Below are 17,437 nucleotides of genomic sequence, written 5' to 3'. Positions count from 1 at the left end.
CCGCGATGACCGCGCACCGCCAGCCCGCCCTTTACGCCACCGACCCCGAGCTCGCCTCGCTCGTCACCGCCGAGGAGACGCTCCAGGCGGAGACCCTGCGGCTGATCCCCAGCGAGAACTACGTCTCCGCGGCCGTGCTGGAGGCCTCCGGCACCGTCCTGCAGAACAAGTACAGCGAGGGCTACCCGGGCCGCCGCTACTACGAGGGCCAGCAGAACATCGACCGGGTCGAGGCCCTCGCCGTCGAGCGGGCCAAGGGCCTGTTCGGGGTGGACCACGCGAACGTCCAGCCCTACTCCGGCTCCCCGGCGAACCTGGCCGTCTACCTGGCCTTCGCGAAGCCCGGCGACACGGTGATGGGCATGGCCCTGCCGATGGGCGGCCACCTGACGCACGGCTGGGGCGTCTCGGCGACGGGCTCCTGGTTCCGCGGCGTCCAGTACGGCGTGCGGCCCGACACCGGGCTCATCGACTACGACGCGGTCCGGGAGCTGGCCCTGGCGGAGCGCCCGAAGATCATCTTCTGTGGTGGTACGGCCCTTCCGCGGACCATCGACTTCGCGGCCTTCGCCTCGATCGCCGAGGAGGCGGGCTCGGTTCTGGTCGCGGACGTGGCCCACATCGCCGGCCTGATCGCGGGCGGCGCCCACCCCTCCCCGGCGGGGCACGTGGACGTGATCTCCACGACCACCCACAAGACCCTGCGCGGGCCGCGCGGCGCGATGCTGATGTGCCGGGAGGAGCACGCGAAGGCCATCGACAAGGCGGTCTTCCCGGGCCTCCAGGGCGGCCCGCACAACCAGACGACGGCGGGCATCGCGGTGGCCCTGCACGAGGCCGCGCAGCCGTCCTTCGTCTCGTACGCGCACGCGGTCGTCGCCAACGCCAAGGCGCTGGCCTCCGCCCTGCTGGAGCGCGGCTTCGACCTCGTCTCGGGCGGTACGGACAACCACCTGATCCTGATGGACCTGACCTCGCGGGACGTGCCGGGCAAGGTCGCGGCGAAGGCGCTGGACCGGGCGGGGATCGTCGTGAACTACAACACGGTGCCGTTCGACCCGCGCAAGCCGTTCGACCCGTCGGGCATCCGCATCGGCACCCCGTCGCTGACGTCGCGGGGCCTGGGGGCGGAACACATGCCGCTGGTGGCGGGCTGGATCTCCCGCGCGGTCGACGCCGCCGCGAAGTCCGACGAGCCGGCCCTGGCCGCGATCCGCTCCGAGGTCGCGGACCTGATGGCCGCCTTCCCGGCCCCAGGCCTGCCGCTCGCCTGACCGGGAGAGCGGGGGGGGGGCCGGGTGCCCCCGCCCCGCTTCCCACGGGCCTGACGGGCCGCCCGGCCGGCGGCGGGATCCGGCCACCCGGGCACCCGTCCGCGCGGGCCGCCCGGCGCCGACCCCGGCCCCGGGCCCGAACCGCACCGGTGGGTTCCGGCCGGTGTGCGGCCGGAGAGCGGCCCCGCACCTGAGAGAATGGGGGCATGGCTTCTGATCGTCCCCGCGCGCTCTCCGGTATCCAGCCCACCTCCGGCTCGTTCCACCTCGGGAACTACCTCGGAGCGATCCGCCAGTACGTCGCCCTCCAGGAGACGCACGACGCCTTCTACATGGTCGTCGACCTGCACGCGATCACCATGCCGCAGGACCCGAAGGACCTCCGCGCGAACACCCGCCTGTCCGCCGCGCAGCTCCTCGCCGCCGGCCTGGACCCCGAACGGTGCACGCTCTTCATCCAGAGCCACGTCCCGGAGCACGCGCAGCTGGGCTGGGTCATGAACTGCATCACCGGCTTCGGCGAGGCCAGCCGGATGACCCAGTTCAAGGACAAGTCCGCCAAGGGCGGGGTCAACAGCGCCAGCGTCGGCCTGTTCACCTACCCGATCCTCCAGGTCGCCGACATCCTCCTCTACCAGGCGAACGCCGTCCCGGTCGGCGAGGACCAGCGCCAGCACATCGAGCTGACCCGCGACCTGGCGGAGCGCTTCAACCAGCGCTTCGGCCGGACCTTCACCCTCCCCGCCGCGCACATCGTCAAGGAGGTCGCGAAGATCTACGACCTCCAGGACCCGGCGATCAAGATGTCGAAGTCCGCGTCCTCCCCCAAGGGCCTGATCAACCTCCTCGACGAGCCCAAGGTCACCGAGAAGAAGATCAAGAGCGCGGTCACCGACACCGGGTCCGAGATCCGCTTCGACACCGAGGACAAGCCGGGCGTCAGCAACCTGCTCACGATCTACTCCACCCTCACGGGCGAGTCGATCGCCGCCCTGGAGGCCCAGTACGAGGGCAAGGGCTACGGGGCGCTCAAGACCGACCTCGCCGGTGTGATGGTCGATTTCGTCACACCCTTCAAGCAGCGCACCCAGGAGTACCTGGACGACCCGGAGACCCTGGACTCCCTGCTGGCCAAGGGTGCGGAGAAGGCGCGGGCGGTCGCCGCGGAGACCCTGGCGCAGGCCTACGACCGCCTCGGTTTCCTGCCCGCCAAGCACTGACGGACCGACGCCCCTGGCGGCCGAGGGCGTGCTGGCGCCACACTGAGCGGCAGCACCTCGTACACACACCAAGGAGACATACGTGGGGACCGTAACGCTCGGCGTTTCGATCGCGGTCCCGGAGCCGTACGGCCGCCAGCTCCAGCAGCTGCGCGCCGGCTTCGGGGACGCCGCCGCGCACGGCATCCCCACGCACGTCACCCTCGTACCGCCCACCGAGGTGGAGGCGGACCGGCTGCCCGCGATCCGCGCCCACCTGACGGAGGTCGCGCGGGCCTTCCGGGCCTTTCCGATGCGCCTGGAGGGGACGGGAACCTTCCGCCCCCTCTCGCCGGTCGTCTTCGTCCGGCTCGCCGAGGGCACCCCGGACTGCACCCGCCTCCAGGGACGGGTACGCGACCCCCGCGGGCCGCTCGCCCGCGAGCTGGCCTTCCCGTACCACCCGCACGTCACGGTCGCCCACGGGATCTCCGAGGAGGCGATGGACCGGGCCTACGCCGAGCTGGCCGACTACGCCGCCGGCTGGCTGTGCGAGGGCTTCGCGCTCTACGAGCAGGGCTCGGACGGGGTCTGGCGCAAGCTGCGCGAGTACCCCTTCGGCGCGGGCGCCCCGGGCGTCCCGGCACAGCCCGCTCCGGTGGGCGACACGGCCGTGCCGCGCTCCTGACGCAGGGGGCGCAGGGCCCGGTACGCGCGGAACCGCAGGCTCCGCAGCAGCAGGGTGTGGAACGGGCGGGCCGGGGGACGATCCGTAGGGCGAAAAGTCACAATCGACGACCGTAGTGCCCGAAAGCGGCAATCCCGGCTATTTCCAGCAGCTCATTTACGGTGGCCCCATGGACTGGCTGAAGAAACTCCCGGTGATCGGCCCGGCGGCGTCCGCCGCCATGCGGACCCACGCCTGGCGTTCGTACGAGCGTCTCGACCGGGTGCACTGGACACGGCTCGCCGCCGCGATCACCTTCATCAGCTTCCTCGCGCTGTTCCCCCTGATCACGGTCGCCGCCGCCGTCGGCGCCGGGCTGCTCAGCCAGGAGCAGCTGGACCGGCTCCAGCGCAGCCTCGCCGAACAGGTCCCCGGCATCTCCGACCAGCTCGACCTGGAGGGGCTCGTCGCCAACGCCGGTACCGTCGGCCTCGTCGCCGGCGTCCTCCTCCTCTTCACCGGCATCGGCTGGATCGGCTCCATGCGCGACTGCCTGCGCGCCGTCTGGGAGAAGGACGACGAAGACGAGGGCAACCCCTTCCTGCGCAAGGGCAAGGACGCCCTCGTGCTCCTCGGCCTCGGCGCCGCGGCCCTGGCCTCGGCGGCCGCGTCGATCGTCGGAGCCAGCGCGGTCGGCAAGTCCGCCGAGCTCCTCGGCATCCCGCGCGAGGGCGCCGGCGGGGCGCTGCTGCGCGCCGCGGCCTTCCTCGTCGGCGTACTGGCGGCCTTCCTGCTGCTGCTCTACCTGCTCACCCTGCTGCCCGGCGTGGAGCCGCCGCGCGGCCGGCTGATCCAGGCGGCACTGATCGGCGCGGCGGGCTTCGAGCTGCTGAAGCTGCTGCTCAGCGGCTACATGAGGGAGGTCGCGGCCAAGAGCATGTACGGGGCCTTCGGCGTGCCGATCGCCCTGCTGCTGTGGATCAGCTTCACGGCGCGGCTGCTCCTCTTCTGCGCGGCCTGGACGGCGACGCCCGACGAGGACGCCGACCCGGACGACGCCGACGCGGATGAAGCCGACGCCGCCGCGGAGACGGCCGCGGACTAGCCGCCGCTGCCCGCGCCGCCCCCGGGGCCGCGGCGGCCGCGCGGCCAGCGGCGGTTGACCGCGAAGGCCCCGCCCACCAGGGCGGCCAGCGCCCCGCCCGTGATGCCGAGCGCCGTGCCGAGGCCGCTGCTGCCGGAGGCGTCGCCGCCCGCCGACGTCCCGCGCTTCTCGTGGGACTGGGCGGGAGAGCCGTGCGGGGAGGTGTCCGCGCTCTTCGGCGGCACCAGCTCGCCCACCGGCTTGACCTTCCCGGCGGCCTCGAAGCCCCAGTCGAAGAGCTGGGCGGTCTCCTCGTACACCCCGTTCAGCCCGCCGTTGTCCGGGTTCATCACCGTCACCAGCAGCTTCTTGTTCCCGCGCTGGGCGGCGCCGGTGAAGGTCGAGCCGGCCATGGTGGTGGTGCCGTTCTTCACCCCGGCGATGCCCTTGTACGGGCTGATGCCGCCCGCCCCGGTCATCAGCCGGTTGGTGTTCTGGATCTCGAAGTACTCGCGCGGCCTGCCCTCCTCCTGCCTGCCGGGGAACTTCGCCTCGACCGTGCCGCAGTACTCCCGGAAGTCCTGCTTCTGGAGCCCGGAGCGGGCGATGAGGGTGAGGTCGTACGCGCTCGACACCTGCTCGGGGGCGTCGTAGCCGTCGGGGGACACCACGTGGGTGTCCAGGGCCTGGAGCTCCTCGGCGTGCGCCTGCATGTCCTTGACGGTCTTCTCGACGCCGCCGTTCATGGCCGAGAGGACGTGCACCGCGTCGTTCCCGGAGCGCAGGAACACGCCGAGCCACAGGTCGTGGACGGTGTACTCGTGGTCCTCCTTGACCCCCACCAGGCTGCTGCCGGGGCCGACCCCGTCCATGTCCTCGTCGGTGACCCTGTGCACCCGGTCCTTGGGGAGGCCGGGCAGCACCGTGTCGGCGAAGAGCATCTTCAGGGTGGAGGCCGGTGGCAGCCGCCAGTGGGCGTTGTGCGCCGCGAGGACCTCGCCGGTCTCGGCGTCCGCCACGATCCAGGACCGGCCGCTGAGGTTGGCCGGCAGGGAGGGCGCCCCGGGCAGCGGGTTGACCTGGGTCCCGGGCAGCCCGAGGCGGGCGCCGCCGACGGTGGACATCGCCGGGGGCGGCGCCGGGGCGTGCGGTGCCTTCCGGGGCCGGCCCTTCCCGTCGGCCGACGGGGGCGGCGCCGGCGCGGCGAGCGCGGGCGCGCTCGCGGGTGCCACGAGGACCGCTGGCAGCAGCAGTGCGGCGGAAAGGACCGTCAGCGCGGTCTTCTTTACAGACACGCAGGTGAACGTACATCCCGATGGACTGCCAGGCGTCCGGGACCGGCCAACCGGGCTCAACCACACCCGGTACGGCCCACCCCGGCGCGTCCGTCCTGGGGACGAAACCGATACTGGGGACATGAAACTCAGCCGTACCGCGTCCTGGTTCCTCGCAGCGTTCGGAGCCTGGTCCTGGGTGATCTGGTCCACGTTCGTCAAGAACCTCTTCCACGACGCCAGCGGTCTGGCTTTCGACGACGGAAGGCCCACTGCCTACTTCTGGGTCCACCTTCTCCTGGCGGTCACGTCCTTTCTGCTGGGGACGGCCGTTGGTGTGATCGGGCTGCGCGGCATCCTGGCCCTGCGACGGGAATCACGATGACCGCGGTCGTGGCGATCGTGGCGGTGGTCGCGGTACTGGCGGTGCTCGCGTCGGTCCACCGCTGGCTGTGGGTCCGGCTGGTCCGCGACACGACCCGCGCGGGCGGCCCGGCACGGAAGGCGGGCACCGTCCTGGCCTTCGCGCTGCCGCTGCTGGCACTGGCGGCGCTGACCGCCGGGCGGGCGGGTGCGCCGTTCTGGCTCGAGCGGCTGGTGGCGTGGCCGGGGTACATGTGGCTGGCGGTGCTGCTGTACCTGACGATGGCGATGGCGGTGGCGGAACCGGTCCGCAGCCTGTGGCTCCGCCGGATTCCCGCACCCCCGGCCCCCCGGGCGCCGGAGGGGCTCGAACTGGCCTCCGCCGCGGGCGGACCGGCCGGGGCGGCCGGGGGAACGGCCCCGCCGGCTCCTGGCACTGCCCCCGACCCGGCTCCCGGCACTGCCCCCGACCCGGCTCCCGGCGCCGCCCCCGGCCCGGGCCCCGGCGTGGTCGGCCGGCGGGTGTTCGTCGCGCGGGTGCTCGGCGGGGCCGCCGTCGCCGCGGCCGGGGTGACCGTCGGGAACGGCACCCACGGCGTGCTGCGCGGGCCCCGCGTGAAGCGGGTGCAGGTGCCGCTGGCCCGGCTGCCCCGCGCCGCGCACGGGTTCCGGATCGCCGTCGTCAGCGACGTCCACCTCGGCCCGGTCCTCGGCCGCGCCCACACCCGCCGCATCGTCGACACCGTCAACCGCACCCAGCCCGACCTCATCGCCATCGTCGGCGACCTCGTGGACGGCGACGTCCGGGACCTCGGCCCCGCCGCCGAGCCGCTGCGCGAGCTGAGCGCCCGTCTCGGGAGCTACTTCGTCACGGGCAACCACGAGTACTTCTCCGGCGCCCAGCAGTGGATCGACCACGTCCGCGAACTCGGCCTCGTCCCCCTGGAGAACGCCCGCCGCGAGCTCCCCCACTTCGACCTCGCCGGGGTCAACGACGTCCAGGGCGAGAAGGAGGGCAAGGGCCCCGACTTCCGCGCGGCCCTCGGGGACCGCGACCGCGCGCGTGCCTCCGTACTCCTCGCCCACCAGCCGATCGTGATCGACGAGGCCGTGCGCCACGGCGTGGACCTCCAGCTCTCCGGGCACACCCACGGCGGCCAGCTGTGGCCCGGCAAGTACCTGGCCGAGCTGGCGAACCCGACCGTCGCGGGCCTGGAACGCTACGGCGACACCCAGCTGTACGTGTCGCGGGGCGCGGGTGCCTGGGGGCCGCCGGTCCGGGTCGGCGCGCCGTCCGACATCACCGTCGTCGAACTGGCCTCGTACCAGGCCTGAGCCCGCGCCTGAGCCCGCGCCGGACTCCCCGGCTCCGGTGACCCGGGACCCTCACTCCTCCCCGGAGCGGGGGTCCGAGGCCCGCGTCCCGGCGCGCGAGGCCGCCGTCTGCGCCATGCCCGGCAGGAAGTCCGCGAAGAGCTCGTGCACCTCGCGCACCAGCGGCCGCAGCACCCGGAACCGGGCCAGCACGATGCCGCGCGTGGTCAGCTGCGCCCCGCGCTCGGCGAGCCGGCGGGTCTTCTCGCTGCCGGGCGAGCGGTCGAAGACCCAGTACAGGACCAGGCCCATCTGGGAGAGCCACATCAGTTCCGGCAGGGCGTCGGCCAGTTCGGCGGGCACCTTGGTCTTCGCGCCGGCCAGCACCTCGCGGTGGATGTCGATGGCCGCCTTGCGCGCCGGTTCCGATTCCGCGGAGAACGGGCTGAGCGGACTCTCGGGGTCCGCCGCGTTCTTGAAGAACTGCGAGGCGAACTCGTGGTAGGGCTCCGCGATTTCGAGCCAGCTCGTCAGTACGCCGGCGAGCCGCTTCTGGAGATCGGTCTCCTGGTCCAGGACGGGCCGGACCGCCGCCTGGTGGGCCGCGCCGATCCGGTCGTAGAAGCCCTGGACGAGGTGTTCCTTCGACTCGAAGTAGTAGTACGCGTTGCCGACCGAGACCCCCGCCTCCTTGGCGATGCCCCGCATGGTCGTCTTGTCGAAACCGCGCTCCTGGAAGAGCCGGAGCGCGGTTTCGAGAATGAGCGTGCGGGTCTGCTCGCTTTTGGGAGCCTTCTGATCTGTCACGGTGTCCGACTTTATCGGGGTGCGGAGCACTGCTCGTCACAGGCCGGTTCCCCGGGCTCCGCTTCGGACTTGGAACGTACGGCGTGCCGTACGGCGGCGGCCGTGTGCATGGCCGCCCCGGCGAAGGGACGGCCCGCCGGGGTGGCGAGCCAGTCGGCCTTCGAACGGTACTCGGCCAGGGCCCACAGGCAGACGACGAAGGCGTCCGTCCCGCGCCACAGCTGCCCCGCGTCGCCGACGACGGTGATCTCGCGGAGCGTCTCGGCGTGCGCCAGCCCCGGGAACCGCCGCCGCGCCTCGGCGGAGGCGGCCGGCACCAGCCGCAGCGGGACCAGCTGCCGTTGCCGGCCCAGCCAGTTCCGGATGTGGACGCACACGGGGCAGCCGGCGTCGTACAGGACGGTCAGGGACCGGACGGCGCCGGCCCGCGCGGCCCGCGCCACGGATCAGGCTCCGGCCGGGACGGTCCACCCCTGCGGGGGGAGCGGCGGCACCGGCGGCAGTTGCGCGGCCTGCCGCTCCATGATCCCCCGGCGGCGCATCCGGCTCAGTACCCACACGTTGCCGAGGTGCATGACGCCGAGGACCAGCAGGACGACGCCGAGCTTGACCGACAGGGCCTCGAAGAGGCCCCGGGCTTCGAGGACCGTCTCGCCCGAGCGCAGGTACAGGGTCACGAAGCCGATGTTGACGAGGTAGAAGCCGACCACCAGGAGGTGGTTGACGGCGTCCGCGAGCTTCTCGTTCCCCTGGAGGACGTCGGCGATGAAGACGCGGCCGTTGCGGCTGAGCGTACGGGCCACCCAGACGGTCAGTCCGATGCTGATGAACAGGTAGATGACGTACGCGGCCACGGTGAGGTCCATGCCCCAGCCCCCTTGAACGTGTTCAACTCTCTGGCAGGCTTGACTGTAGACCTCTTTTTGAACAGGTTCAAGCGAAGGGTCAGCAGGGAGCCCGGAAGCCGTCGAGGGTGCCGGGCGGGCGGTCCGCCGTGACGATCGCCGCCTCGGGCCGGGGCATCCGGGAGCCGTCGGGCAGCAGGACGGGAGCCGGCTCCACGACCGTGCCGACGTCGGCGCCGGGCCGGGCGGTGTTCGAGGCCGTCACCCGGTCCAGGGGCGCGGGGGTCAGGGTCCGCCTCTCGCGTACGTACCCCACGAAGCTCTCGTAGTCCCGCTGGTGGCGGTACGGGGCCTGGAAGCCGCGGAGCGCGCCGTAACCGTCGTGCGCCAGGAAGGTGTACGAGGAGGACGCGAGCCGGTAGCCGCGGGCGAGGTCGAGCGGGACGCCGTCGATGAACACGTCCGCCGGACTGACGCGGTCGCCGGCCGCCCCCGCGGCGTCGAAGGTGTAGCGGACGTTCGCGGAGACGGCGAGCGGCGCGAAGCGGAGCTCGCCGCTCGCGGTCGTCGTCCACTGCTGCTCCAGCGCGTCGTGGATCTGCTGCCCGGTCACCGTCGCGCTGAGGACCGGGTCGCCGAAGCCGACGGCCCTCCAGGCGCGGCCGAAGGTGACGGCGCCGCTCGAGGCCGCGTCGCGCACGAGGTCGCCCGCGATGACCGTCTGGCCCACCCGGGGCGCGGCGGCGACCAGCGCGAGCTGGGCCGGCACGTCGGGGTGCACGTTGGCGTCGTTCTCGGGGTCGGCCGGCCCGCGGGCCGCCCACAGCGCCCAGTCGGCGGCCAGGTCGCCCATGGTGGACTCGCCGGCGGTGTTGCGCGTACGCAGGAACGAGCCGGTCTGCCTGCCGATCCGGGAGGCGTCCCGCGCGGCGGCCTGGCCGGCCCAGTAGTCGGTGACTTCCTTGAGGGCCGGGTCGGGGGCGACGTCACGGGTGTTGGGGTGGTTCGTGGAGACGGTCAGCTCGCGGACCACCTTCCCGGTCGCGGGGTCGAGGCGGAGGCTGATCTCGTTGACGAGCTGCCCGTGGCAGCCCGCCTCGACGAAGGGCCGGGGGACGCCGTGGGGGTCGGGGACCATCATGTTGAACCGGGCGTGCCAGTGGCCGGTGACGATGGCGTCGATGTCGGGGGAGACGCGCAGCGCCAGGTCAAGGGCCGGGCCCGTGGGGTCGGCGCCGCTGTTGAAGTCGGCGCCGGCGACGGCTCCGTCGTGCACGCTGAGCACGATCGCGCCCACCCCCTGGGCCTTGAGCAGGGCCGCGTACCGGTCGGCGGTGGCGACCTCGTCGAGGGTGGCGAGCCCGGGCTGGTAGGAGCCCGGCATGCGCTCGGTGCCGAGGGCGGTGAGGTGGATGAAGCCGATCCGCAGCTCCTGCCCGGCGGCGGTGCGGACCGTCTCGACGTTGTACGCGGGCAGGACCGTGCGCCCGTCGGCCCCCCAGACGACGTTCGCGCTGTGGTAGCGGAAATCGCAGCCGTGGAAGCGGGCCCCGGAGGAGTCGGTGAAGGTGGCGTCGCGGCCCTCGACGGGGAACGGAACACCCTGCTCCATGTGGCGGCGCAGCATCGCGGGGGACTTGTCGAACTCGTGGTTCCCGGCGGTCGCGAAGTCCAGCCCCATGCGGTTGAGCGCCTCGACCGTGGGCTCGTCGGCGAAGGCGGCGGTGTCGAACTCCCAGCCGGCGAAGGCGTCCCCGGGCGTGAAGAAGAACGAGTGGGCCCGCCCGTCCCGGAGCCGGGCGAGGTGGGCGGCCATGTAAGCGACGCCGCCGACGGTGTAGGTCCGGCCGCCGTTGCCGCTGATGACGGCGCTGCCGCCGGGAGCGCCCTGGAGGTAGCCGTGCAGGTCGGTGATGTTGAGGAGCTGTACGTCCACGTACTCGGCGGCGGTGGCGGCGTCACGCGCGTGTTCGGTGGCGTGGGCGGGGACGCCGGTGGCGAAGGCGGCGGCCACCGTCCCCAGGGAGGTGAGGAACGTCCGCCGCCCGAGGCGGGCCGTGCTCCGGTCCGGACATGGGGTCTTGGCGAGCCTCGTCACAACGGCTCATGCTCCCGCGCCGCCCTGCCCGTGTCGACGCACCGGGCCGCGAGCCCGTACCGCTCGTCCCCCGGGAGGGCGTACGGCGGCCGGCGGGCCACCTCCGCCGGCGGACCCCGCGTACGCGCAGGGCCCCGCCCCCGGAGGATGTCCGGGGGCGGGGCCCGATGCGTACGGAAGGATCAGAAGCGGCGGGTGATGAGCGCCCGCTTGACTTCCTGGATCGCCTTCGTGACCTCGATGCCGCGGGGGCACGCGTCGGTGCAGTTGAAGGTCGTGCGGCAGCGCCACACGCCGTCCTTGTCGTTCAGGATCTCCAGCCGCTGCTCGCCGGCCTCGTCACGCGAGTCGAAGATGAAGCGGTGCGCGTTGACGATCGCCGCCGGGCCGAAGTACTGGCCGTCGTTCCAGAACACCGGGCACGAGGACGTGCACGCGGCGCACAGGATGCACTTGGTGGTGTCGTCGAAGCGCTCGCGGTCCTCGGCGGACTGCAGGCGCTCGCGCGTCGGCTCGTTGCCCTTGGTGACCAGGAACGGCATGACGTCGCGGTACGCCTGGAAGAAGGGCTCCATGTCGACCACGAGGTCCTTCATCACCGTGAGGCCCTTGATGGCCTCGACGGTGATCGGCTTCTCCGGGTTGATGTCCTTGATCAGCGTCTTGCAGGCGAGCCTGTTCTTGCCGTTGATCCGCATCGCGTCGGAGCCGCAGATGCCGTGCGCGCACGAGCGGCGGAAGGTCAGCGTGCCGTCGAGGTCCCACTTGATCTTGTGGAGACCGTCGAGCACGCGCTCCTTCGGGTCGATCTCGATCTGGAAGTCCTGCCACTCCGCCTGGTCGGAGACCTCGGGGTTGAAGCGGCGGATCCGGAAGGTGACCGTGATGTACGGCGAGGCGGCGGCCGCCGCCTCCATCTTGTCCAGGGTCGGGGTGGCCATCAGTACTTACGCTCCATCGGCTGGTAGCGGGTGACGACGACGGGCTTGTAGTCCAGGCGCACGGAGTCCTGGCCGTCGGCGCCGACCTCGCGGTACGCCATGGTGTGGCGCATGAAGTTGACGTCGTCGCGGTTCGGGTAGTCCTCGCGGTAGTGACCGCCGCGGGACTCCTTGCGCGCCAGGGCGGACACGGCCATGACCTCGGCCAGGTCGAGCAGGTTGCCCAGCTCGATGGCCTCCAGCAGGTCCGTGTTGAAACGCTTGCCCTTGTCCTGGACGGACACGTTCTTGTAGCGCTCGCGCAGCTCCGCGATCTTCTCGACCGCGGTCTTGATGGTCTGCTCCGTACGGAAGACCATCACGTTCGCGTCCATCGTCTCCTGGAGCTCCAGGCGCAGGTCGGCGACCCGCTCCTTGCCCGTGGAGTTGCGCAGCTGCTCGACGAGGTCGGCCACCTGCTGCGCCGGGTTCTCCGGCAGTTCGACGTAGTCGTTCTCGGCCGCGTACTTGGCCGCCGCGATGCCGGAGCGCTTGCCGAAGACGTTGATGTCCAGCAGCGAGTTGGTGCCCAGGCGGTTGGCGCCGTGCACCGACACGCACGCGACCTCGCCGGCCGCGTACAGGCCGGGGACGACGGTGGTGTTGTCCGCCAGGACCTCACCCTCGACGTTGGTCGGGATGCCGCCCATGGCGTAGTGCGCGGTGGGCTGGATCGGGATCGGGTCCGTGTACGGCTCGATGCCCAGGTAGGTGCGCGCGAACTCGGTGATGTCCGGGAGCTTCGCGTCGAGCTGCTCCGGCGGCAGGTGCGTCAGGTCCAGGTACACGTGGTCACCGGCGGGACCGCAGCCGCGGCCCTCACGGATCTCCGTGTAGATGGAGCGCGAGACGACGTCACGGGACGCGAGGTCCTTCATGACCGGCGCGTACTTCTCCATGAAGCGCTCGCCGTCCTTGTTGCGGAGGATGCCGCCCTCACCGCGGGCGCCCTCCGTCAGCAGGATGCCCATGCGCCAGATGCCCGTCGGGTGGAACTGGAAGAACTCCATGTCCTCCAGCGGCAGGCCGCGGCGGTAGCAGGCCGCCTGGCCGTCACCCGTGAGGGTGTGCGCGTTGGAGGTCACCTTGAAGAACTTGCCGGTGCCGCCGGAGGCGTAGATGACGGCCTTCGCCTGGAACACGTGGATCTCGCCGGTGGCGAGCTCGTACGCGACCACACCGGCCGACTTCTTGACGCCGTCCTCCTCGACCAGGAGCTGGTCCAGGACGTAGAACTCGTTGAAGAACTCCACGCCCTCCTTGACGCAGTTCTGGTACAGCGTCTGGAGGATCATGTGGCCGGTGCGGTCCGCGGCGTAGCAGGACCGGCGGACCGGGGCCTCGCCGTGGTTGCGCGAGTGGCCGCCGAAACGGCGCTGGTCGATCGTGCCGTCCGGGGTGCGGTTGAACGGCAGGCCCATCTTCTCGAGGTCGAGGACCGCGTCGATGGCCTCCTTCGCCAGGATCTCGGCGGCGTCCTGGTCGACCAGGTAGTCACCGCCCTTGACCGTGTCGAAGGTGTGCCACTCCCAGTTGTCGTCCTCCACGTTGGCCAGCGCGGCGGCCATGCCGCCCTGCGCGGCGCCCGTGTGGGAGCGGGTGGGGTAGAGCTTCGTCAGCACCGCGGTGCGGCTGCGCTTCGTCGCCTCGATGGCGGCGCGCATGCCCGCGCCACCGGCGCCGACGATGACGGTGTCGTACTTGTGGATCTTCATGAGTCGATTCGCCTCAGCCCGTGCCTAGCGGATGTTCGGGTCGAAGGTGAAGATCACCAGCGTGCCCAGAAGGATGGTGAACACCGTGGCGGTGTAGAGCAGGCCCTTCAGCCACAGCCGCGTGTTGGCGCGCTCCGCGTAGTCGTTGATGACGGTACGCAGACCGTTGGCGCCGTGCAGCATGGCCAGCCACAGCATCAGCAGGTCCCAGACCTGCCAGAACGGGGACGCCCAGCGGCCGGCCACGAAGGCGAAGCCGATCTTGGAGACGCCGCCGTCCAGCACCAGCTGGATCAGCAGGTGGCCGATGACGAGGACGACGAGGACGATGCCCGAGAGGCGCATGAAGAGCCAGGCGGCCATCTCGAAGTTGCCGCGGGTCGAGCGCGGGGTCTTGCCCGTGCGCTTGCGCGGCGCCTCGATGTAGGGCGCCGGGTTGTCGGTGTCGTAGAGGGAAACGCCCTCCACGTCGCCGATCGCCTTGGCGGAAGAAGTGTCAGAGGACATGCGTGTCACTTCCCGAACAGTTCGAGGTAGGCGTGGCCGAGTACGGGGTACAGGGCCCCGCCCATCAGGACGACCCAGACCACGACGACCGACCAGAGCATCGTCTTCTGGTAGCGCGGGCCCTTGGACCAGAAGTCCACGGCGATGACACGGAGACCGTTGAGCGCGTGGAAGAGGATGGCGGCCACGAGGCCGTACTCCAGCAGCGCGACGATCGGGGTCTTGTAGGTAGCCACGACATCGTCGTACGCCTCGGGGGAGACGCGGACGAGAGCGGTGTCGAGGACGTGTACGAACAGGAAGAAGAAGATGAGGACGCCGGTGACTCGATGAGCCACCCAGGACCACATTCCTTCCCGGCCGCGGTACAACGTTCCAGCCGGCACGGAAAACCCTCCGGAAGCGGGGCGGGGGCCAGCCGGCTTCTTTGTCGGTCGGGCCCGGCCGGGTACGGTCCACCGGCCCCGGACATCGTAGCGACGCTTTGTCGGTTCCCTCGCCCGGGGTCCGTCGGTGTGATCAAACAGGCACGGACGGGCTACCCCGCAGGGGCAAATAGTCCGAAATCGGCAGCAGGCAGGCCGTCGTCCGGGTCCGGGCGGTGCGCTCCGGCGAGTCGGTCCAGTAGACGGACCATCCGGGAGCGGGTCAGCAGGCGCAGTTCGTCGGCGGCGATCGAGCGCTCCTCGTCGATCTCGTGAGCCATCCTCCGGCGGATCGCGGCCAGCAGCTGGTCCACCTGCTCCTCCGGCGGGTGCCCGTCCAGGCAGATCACGAAGGCGTGCCCGAAGGTCCGCTCGTACTCCGCCCGCGCCGCGTCGAGGGCGAGGAGCGCGGCGTACGGTGCCCCCTGGCCCAGCTCCGCCGAGGACTCCAGGGCCAGCGCCTCGGAGAGGTCGCCCTGGGAGAGGTCGTACGCGGCCTCGTCCGCGGCCGCCAGCAGGGAGGCGGTGTCGGGGTAGGGGCGGTGGGCGGCCACCCGGTGGGCCCAGCGCCCGCTGCCGCAGCAGCGCAGCAGGACGGCGCGGGCGGTCTCGGGGGGCAGGGCGTTGAAGCGCGCCAGTCCGGCGCCGGGGGCGGAGGCCGGACCGCGGACCTGTGCCGGAAGCTGGCTGGACAGCGGTTCTCCTCGGGGCGTGGCGCGGGTGTACCGCCACGCTAGCGATCTCGGAGGGGCGGTGCCCTGCCCATACGGGGATTTCACCCGGAAGTGAGCCGAAAGGATGAGGCGGGGAGGTTTGCCCCGGCTGGAGGGGGAGGACGACCGGGGCCGCCACCCCCCACAGGAGAGGCCCCGGTCGCCATCCGTCACGGACTCGTGCGACAAGCCCGTATCCATGTCAGCGTATGGAGTGCGTTTTCTGTCACACCCCGCTCCGCGCAGGCTTGGTCGCTGGTTGTAGAACTCGTGGACGAGAGGTACTTGAAAGCCGTAACGTGCGGATTTGCGCCACACGTACAGGACGTTGAACGGGTTGGGGACTTTGCTGGGGGACGACGCGGAGCTGACCGCCGCGGTGCTCGCGGCACAGGACGGCGACGAGAGCGCGTTCCGGACTGTGTACCGCACCGTGCACCCGCGCCTGCTCGGATACGTACGCACGCTCGTCGGTGACGGCGACGCCGAGGACGTGACCTCCGAGGCCTGGCTGCAGATCGCCCGCGACCTCGGATCCTTCACCGGCGACGCCGACCGCTTCCGCGGCTGGGCCGCCCGCATCGCCCGCAACCGGGCCCTGGACCACATCCGCATGCGCGGCCGCCGCCCCGCCATCGGCGGCGACGAGACCGAGCTGACCGGCCGGGCCGCGGACTCCGACACGTACGGCGAGGCCATGGAAGCCCTGTCCACCGGGCGGACCATGAAGCTGATAGCCCAGCTCCCGCAGGACCAGGCGGAGGCCGTCGTGCTGCGCGTGGTCGTCGGCCTGGACGCGAAGAGCGCGGCCGAGACCCTCGGCAAGCGCCCCGGAGCGGTCCGCACGGCTGCCCACCGGGGGCTGAAGAAGCTCGCGGAACTGCTGAGCGCGGAGTCCGGCCCCTCCGGCGGGGCGGACGGGACGGAAAACGAAGCGGGATCCCGCGCCCGGGTCGGCCATAATGCCGGGGACCAGGCACGGGAGCGCGATCTCGACGCGGTACCCGCACAGCGCGCGCGGGCGGGGGACCTGGTGGAGCAAACCGGTGTGACGCATTCACGTTGGCGGACGCAGAAGGACATGTGATGGCCGACGAGCACAACGCGTGGCTGGACAGGGCCGCGGCGGACGAACTGCTGCGCGGAGGAACCCCCGACCCGGTCGGCGCCGACCCCCGCGCCCGGGCGGAGGCCGCCCGGATGCGTGCCGCCCTCGACGCCCTGACGCCCCGGACCGCCGGGGGCGAGCTGCCCGGCGAGGAAGCCGCCCTGGCCGCCTTCCGCGCGGCCCGCGCCACGGCGCCCGCGACGGCGTCCCCGCCGGAGCCCGCCGGGACCCCCGCCCCGGCCGGCGGCGCCGGTGAACCCCTGGTCGACCTGGCCCCGATACCCCCCGTACGCATCCCCGCGCAGCGGCGCCCCGTCACGGCCGCGCGGTTCGGGCTGGCGGCCGCGCTGGCCGGCGTCGCCGTCGGGGGGATCGCGGCCGTCGCCGGAACCGGCCTGCTGGACCGCGCCGCGCACCTGACGGCGGGCCCCGCCCCGGCCGTCTCCGTCACCGCCGACTCGGACCCGGCACCCGCCGGGGACACCGCCGGCCCCAGCCCCCTCGCCCCGCAGCTGCGGCCGACCCCGTCCCTGGGCGGCGGCGGCTTCACGTACGGCCCGGACGCCTCGCGGATACCGGGCACGGACACGCGTACGCCCTCCGGCGCCGCCCCCAGCCCGTCGGCGCCGCCCGGCACGGCCGCCACGGGCGGCGGGGGCGCGGCGGGCACCGACGGCACCCCTGACAGGTTCATCGACAGCAGCGGCGGCGGCGACAGCGGCGGCGGCGCCGACGGCGGCGGCGGGCACGGCGGTACGGAAAAGCCCAGGCCCGAAGACCTGTGCCGGGAAAACAAGGCGAAGAAGCTCAGCGACGACCGGCGCGAGTACCTCGCCAAGCTGGCGGGCGGGGCCGCGAAGGTCCAGCGCTTCTGCGCGACCCTGCTGGACGGAGCCCCCCGGAGCGGCGGCGTCCCGCAGAGCGGCGCGGGCCAGGGCGGCGTTCCGCTGCCCTCGCCGTCCTCCCTGACGAGCGGCGGGCTGGGCTTCCGCAGCCGCTGAAACGGTGGCCGCAACCGTCGGCTGAATCGTTTCCGCAGACCCTCCGCCCGGGGCAGTAACACT

17 protein-coding genes and 1 pseudogene are annotated in these 17,437 nt (G+C 72.2%); 8 read left to right on the top strand and 10 right to left on the bottom strand.

Annotated elements, in window-relative coordinates:
- Positions 1-5 precede the first annotated feature (5 nt).
- The 4 genes and pseudogenes from ACZ4WZ_RS31175 to ACZ4WZ_RS31160 form a co-directional block, all read left to right on the top strand.
- Positions 6-1,274 carry a serine hydroxymethyltransferase gene (locus tag ACZ4WZ_RS31175; protein ID WP_467896013.1) on the top strand — a complete coding sequence of 423 codons (1,269 nt, stop codon included), beginning with the start codon at positions 6-8 and terminating at the stop codon, positions 1,272-1,274.
- 206 nt (positions 1,275-1,480) lie between these two features.
- Complete coding sequence (gene trpS, locus ACZ4WZ_RS31170; protein ID WP_467896010.1) at positions 1,481-2,494, top strand: tryptophan--tRNA ligase; 1,014 nt, start codon at positions 1,481-1,483, stop codon at positions 2,492-2,494.
- Positions 2,495-2,576: 82 nt separating this feature from the next.
- Positions 2,577-3,161 (top strand): 2'-5' RNA ligase family protein, encoded by a 585-nt coding sequence (locus ACZ4WZ_RS31165; RefSeq protein ID WP_467896007.1) that lies wholly within the window; start codon positions 2,577-2,579, stop codon positions 3,159-3,161.
- Between the two features lie 169 nt (positions 3,162-3,330).
- Positions 3,331-4,230, top strand: a pseudogene (locus ACZ4WZ_RS31160) (YhjD/YihY/BrkB family envelope integrity protein); the annotation flags it as partial.
- A gap of 11 nt (positions 4,231-4,241) precedes the next feature.
- Here ACZ4WZ_RS31160 and ACZ4WZ_RS31155 read toward each other — a convergent pair.
- Positions 4,242-5,519, bottom strand: coding sequence for a D-alanyl-D-alanine carboxypeptidase family protein (locus ACZ4WZ_RS31155; RefSeq protein WP_467896005.1), 1,278 nt, complete (start codon positions 5,517-5,519; stop codon positions 4,242-4,244).
- A gap of 121 nt (positions 5,520-5,640) precedes the next feature.
- On the opposite strand from ACZ4WZ_RS31155, the gene ACZ4WZ_RS31150 reads away from it, so the two are divergent.
- Entirely contained in the window at positions 5,641-5,883 is a 243-nt protein-coding gene (locus ACZ4WZ_RS31150) for an SCO4848 family membrane protein (RefSeq protein WP_467896002.1), read from the top strand.
- A complete protein-coding gene (locus ACZ4WZ_RS31145) occupies positions 5,880-7,196 on the top strand; it encodes a metallophosphoesterase (protein WP_467895999.1) in 1,317 nt (438 codons plus the stop codon). Before ACZ4WZ_RS31150 ends, ACZ4WZ_RS31145 begins: the two co-directional genes overlap by 4 nt.
- Before the next feature lie 51 nt (positions 7,197-7,247).
- On the opposite strand, the gene ACZ4WZ_RS31140 is transcribed toward ACZ4WZ_RS31145, so the two are convergent.
- The 9 genes from ACZ4WZ_RS31140 to ACZ4WZ_RS31100 form a co-directional block, all read right to left on the bottom strand.
- Positions 7,248-7,982, bottom strand: coding sequence for a TetR/AcrR family transcriptional regulator (locus tag ACZ4WZ_RS31140; protein ID WP_467895996.1), 735 nt, complete (start codon positions 7,980-7,982; stop codon positions 7,248-7,250).
- An 11-nt stretch (positions 7,983-7,993) separates the two neighbouring features.
- Entirely contained in the window at positions 7,994-8,425 is a 432-nt protein-coding gene (locus ACZ4WZ_RS31135) for a thiol-disulfide oxidoreductase DCC family protein (protein ID WP_467895993.1), read from the bottom strand.
- Between the two features lie 3 nt (positions 8,426-8,428).
- Positions 8,429-8,848, bottom strand: coding sequence for a hypothetical protein (locus tag ACZ4WZ_RS31130; protein WP_467895990.1), 420 nt, complete (start codon positions 8,846-8,848; stop codon positions 8,429-8,431).
- Positions 8,849-8,927: 79 nt separating this feature from the next.
- Entirely contained in the window at positions 8,928-10,925 is a 1,998-nt protein-coding gene (locus ACZ4WZ_RS31125; RefSeq protein ID WP_467895987.1) for a bifunctional metallophosphatase/5'-nucleotidase, read from the bottom strand.
- Positions 10,926-11,107: 182 nt separating this feature from the next.
- Entirely contained in the window at positions 11,108-11,866 is a 759-nt protein-coding gene (locus tag ACZ4WZ_RS31120; RefSeq protein WP_388934568.1) for a succinate dehydrogenase iron-sulfur subunit, read from the bottom strand.
- Positions 11,866-13,620, bottom strand: a complete 1,755-nt coding sequence (gene sdhA / locus ACZ4WZ_RS31115; protein ID WP_467895984.1) for a succinate dehydrogenase flavoprotein subunit — start codon at positions 13,618-13,620, stop codon at positions 11,866-11,868. The genes ACZ4WZ_RS31120 and sdhA overlap by 1 nt, the downstream gene beginning before the upstream one ends.
- Positions 13,621-13,644: 24 nt before the next feature.
- Entirely contained in the window at positions 13,645-14,127 is a 483-nt protein-coding gene (locus ACZ4WZ_RS31110) for a succinate dehydrogenase hydrophobic membrane anchor subunit (RefSeq protein ID WP_267033120.1), read from the bottom strand.
- Between the two features lie 5 nt (positions 14,128-14,132).
- Positions 14,133-14,513, bottom strand: a complete 381-nt coding sequence (gene sdhC / locus ACZ4WZ_RS31105) for a succinate dehydrogenase, cytochrome b556 subunit (RefSeq protein ID WP_467895980.1) — start codon at positions 14,511-14,513, stop codon at positions 14,133-14,135.
- A gap of 152 nt (positions 14,514-14,665) precedes the next feature.
- Positions 14,666-15,331 carry a 2-oxo-4-hydroxy-4-carboxy-5-ureidoimidazoline decarboxylase gene (locus tag ACZ4WZ_RS31100; protein WP_467895977.1) on the bottom strand — a complete coding sequence of 222 codons (666 nt, stop codon included), beginning with the start codon at positions 15,329-15,331 and terminating at the stop codon, positions 14,666-14,668.
- A gap of 280 nt (positions 15,332-15,611) precedes the next feature.
- Between ACZ4WZ_RS31100 and ACZ4WZ_RS31095 the strand changes: the two genes are divergently transcribed.
- Entirely contained in the window at positions 15,612-16,352 is a 741-nt protein-coding gene (locus ACZ4WZ_RS31095) for an RNA polymerase sigma factor (RefSeq protein WP_467896080.1), read from the top strand.
- Positions 16,352-17,374: a hypothetical protein gene (locus ACZ4WZ_RS31090; RefSeq protein ID WP_467895974.1), complete on the top strand. Its 1,023-nt coding sequence runs from the start codon at positions 16,352-16,354 to the stop codon at positions 17,372-17,374. Before ACZ4WZ_RS31095 ends, ACZ4WZ_RS31090 begins: the two co-directional genes overlap by 1 nt.
- Positions 17,375-17,437 lie beyond the last annotated feature (63 nt).

Source organism: Streptomyces sp. NPDC029122 (assembly GCF_055569445.1).
The sequence above is the reverse complement of the archived record's forward strand: the minus strand, read 5'-3'. Positions and strand labels throughout refer to the sequence as shown.

Coding starts and splice junctions, on each gene's coding strand:
- trpS (WP_467896010.1), top strand. CDS start 1,481: ATGGCTTCTGATCGTCCCCGCGCGCTCTCCGGTATCCAGCCCACCTCC.
- ACZ4WZ_RS31090 (WP_467895974.1), top strand. CDS start 16,352: ATGGCCGACGAGCACAACGCGTGGCTGGACAGGGCCGCGGCGGACGAA.
- ACZ4WZ_RS31150 (WP_467896002.1), top strand. CDS start 5,641: ATGAAACTCAGCCGTACCGCGTCCTGGTTCCTCGCAGCGTTCGGAGCC.
- ACZ4WZ_RS31110 (WP_267033120.1), bottom strand. CDS start 14,127: ATGTCCTCTGACACTTCTTCCGCCAAGGCGATCGGCGACGTGGAGGGC.
- ACZ4WZ_RS31145 (WP_467895999.1), top strand. CDS start 5,880: ATGACCGCGGTCGTGGCGATCGTGGCGGTGGTCGCGGTACTGGCGGTG.
- ACZ4WZ_RS31130 (WP_467895990.1), bottom strand. CDS start 8,848: ATGGACCTCACCGTGGCCGCGTACGTCATCTACCTGTTCATCAGCATC.
- ACZ4WZ_RS31120 (WP_388934568.1), bottom strand. CDS start 11,866: ATGGCCACCCCGACCCTGGACAAGATGGAGGCGGCGGCCGCCGCCTCG.
- ACZ4WZ_RS31175 (WP_467896013.1), top strand. CDS start 6: ATGACCGCGCACCGCCAGCCCGCCCTTTACGCCACCGACCCCGAGCTC.
- sdhA (WP_467895984.1), bottom strand. CDS start 13,620: ATGAAGATCCACAAGTACGACACCGTCATCGTCGGCGCCGGTGGCGCG.